The sequence below is a fragment of the Pseudoalteromonas sp. NBT06-2 genome, from assembly GCF_002276045.1.
In the GTDB taxonomy this organism is placed as follows: domain Bacteria; phylum Pseudomonadota; class Gammaproteobacteria; order Enterobacterales; family Alteromonadaceae; genus Pseudoalteromonas.
Map to the genome: position 1 here is coordinate 1 of NZ_NQMR01000292.1, position 2,285 is coordinate 2,285.

The 2,285-nt window shown below is 34.8% G+C and carries 4 protein-coding genes; all 4 read right to left on the bottom strand.

Going from position 1 to position 2,285, the window contains the following annotated elements; translation table 11 throughout:
- Positions 1-9: 9 nt before the first annotated feature.
- On the bottom strand, positions 10-141 hold the full coding sequence (locus CJF42_RS29175; protein WP_286203531.1) for a hypothetical protein: 132 nt from the start codon (positions 139-141) through the stop codon (positions 10-12).
- Positions 142-233: 92 nt separating this feature from the next.
- Positions 234-851: a hypothetical protein gene (locus CJF42_RS25485; protein ID WP_095369297.1), complete on the bottom strand. Its 618-nt coding sequence runs from the start codon at positions 849-851 to the stop codon at positions 234-236.
- Positions 852-1,042: 191 nt separating this feature from the next.
- Positions 1,043-1,597, bottom strand: a complete 555-nt coding sequence (locus CJF42_RS25490; protein ID WP_141235681.1) for a hypothetical protein — start codon at positions 1,595-1,597, stop codon at positions 1,043-1,045.
- Positions 1,598-1,718: 121 nt separating this feature from the next.
- Positions 1,719-2,285: hypothetical protein (locus CJF42_RS27910; RefSeq protein ID WP_212668872.1), on the bottom strand; the 567-nt coding region annotated here is incomplete at its 5' end.

Here is a 2,285-nt window from a genome sequence, read left to right on the forward strand (position 1 = left end):
CGAGCAGACTTAGTTATTTTGTTCGATCAATGCGAGCAAACGCTCAAAATCAGTAGTTTTGAGTTGCACAGGAAAACTGCCATTTTCTTTAACAAAAGTTAAAAATTCTCGTTGTTGTTTAATGAATTCTAGATCTGTCATTTTTCGTCCTTGATTTAGTTATTTTGATGCGGATAGCCGCATCAGTCTGGGGTATTCTGGACGGTTAACTCTGTGTATGGGATATATTAAAGTTATACCATACAGCGATAATTATATACTCCTGTCATTTTGCTGCATTCTCCATAACCTTGATCCTCATACTTCTTGAAAAATGAACCTATAACATGAATTGGAAGCTCAAATTTTTCAGATAATTCAACCCCATCTAAGCATTCACCAAATTTAGCATTTTCCATTTCTTGAAATAACTTACCTAATTTATTATCTTCGCCGTTAACAACTGCTGCATAAATAACAAACTCTGGGTTAGATAATACAATTGATAATGGGCGAGGACATCCAGATGCTAGTTCAAAAGTAATATAATCAGAAGATTCTAATTTTGCTAAAGCTTTACTATATTTATCATAGACATCGTCTCTTAAGCTAATCACATCAGTTGAATTTTCTTTCATGAATATATATAAAACATTTGTTAAATCTAATATATCAGGATGTAATGAGATGATTGGATGACTTTTAAACTCGATATCATTTTGCCTTTGTTCTATTTCTTTTGTATCAAATACTGCTTTCCCTTCAGTTAATACTTGAGTTAAACCTGCAACTGGGCCTAATTGACAAGCCATACCTATCCTTACAGATATCATAGTTAAAGATGCTACTGTGCTAATTAATTCTCTTCCCATATTGCATTCCTTTCTAGATAAAGTTAATAGAGGATATTACTTAGAGTGATTTTACCTTATTGATGCAATTGGATCTAACTTGTTAAATGAAGAATAAAATAGGATAAAGCGTAGTTTAGCGATTTATATTTTGCTCGGAAAAACCGAGCAAACTGTTACGAATCCGACTTTAATGCCTTGTTATAGGTAATTTACTCTATAGTTTTGCCATTTAATTTCAGAGTGAATTCGAGCTTTAATTCTTCAAGCGGAACGTCTCTGTAACCACCATATTTAAAATTGTGAACTCCATTTTCTGAAGAAACATAATGATAGCTTTTTCCAAGCCAAGAAGTTACTTTGCCTAATTCTGTACTCTCAGTTTTCGAGGCGTCTTTGTTCCAGACAATGGCAATATCTTTCATTGTTATTTGAGAATTCAATCTTATGATTTTTTCACAATTGGGTAACTCTAATTCGTAAGAACTTCCTGACTCACTAGGAATAGGCAAATAACTTCGTTTGTGTTCTCCTGACTTGCCCACCTCTCTAATTCGCCAACTATTACCTCTCTCAGCACACATAGAGTCATAGTATTTTTCACATTTAATAGCGTGAGACTTTAGTTCGCCATTTGAAAAGGTAATTTCAAAAAGTGATTCGCCATTAATATTAACTGGCTCTCTTTCAAATTGGGAATCAACACACTCTATAACCCCACATGCACTTAAAAGTGCTGATGCGAAAATTAATCCTAAATACTTCAAAAGCTTCTCCATGCCTAATGATTACCTATAACGCCCTGTTAAGGGGCTGATAATGTTTGGCTAAAATTGTGAAGTGTAGCGAAACCGAGCCAAACTTTAGCAGTCCCGCTTAAACAGCTTGTTAGGTTGAGCCTTCACATTTGCTAAAGCTTAAACCAACTCGCTTGCTTATATCTGTAATACTATTACTTGGTTGCTCGAAAATCCAAGGCTCTTGTATACCATTAGAGTTTAATACACCATGAATAAACATACGGTTATGTCTGACAGTATCATTTCTAGTTATTATTTTTGTAATAACTAACTTCGTATCCTGATTAAAAACCTTTGACTCTCTAACACTAGTTGGCCACTCGCATGATTTGCTTTTAAGTTTATGCTTGTACTGAGAGCTGCTTTTAATATGCTCTTTTGTTTTGCTGGTTAAAGGATAAAACTCCCACTTGTCCGTTTTTGGCTGGGGTGTATTAGAAAGCAATGGGCACGTATTTACACTGCGAATTAAAGCAAAATCCTGCTTAAAGTTAACGCATTTATAGCTTGATACCTCATGGCTGCTTGGAATTGCACAAGCAGAAATTAATACAGGGAAGCTCAATAAAATTAAAAGTTTTCTCATATCCTTTGCGAAACCTAACGCCTTGCTCATTTGCGTGGCGGTTGTAGTGGGTTTTTGTGCAATAATGAG

Coding starts and splice junctions, on each gene's coding strand:
- CJF42_RS29175 (WP_286203531.1), bottom strand. CDS start 141: ATGACAGATCTAGAATTCATTAAACAACAACGAGAATTTTTAACTTTT.
- CJF42_RS25485 (WP_095369297.1), bottom strand. CDS start 851: ATGGGAAGAGAATTAATTAGCACAGTAGCATCTTTAACTATGATATCT.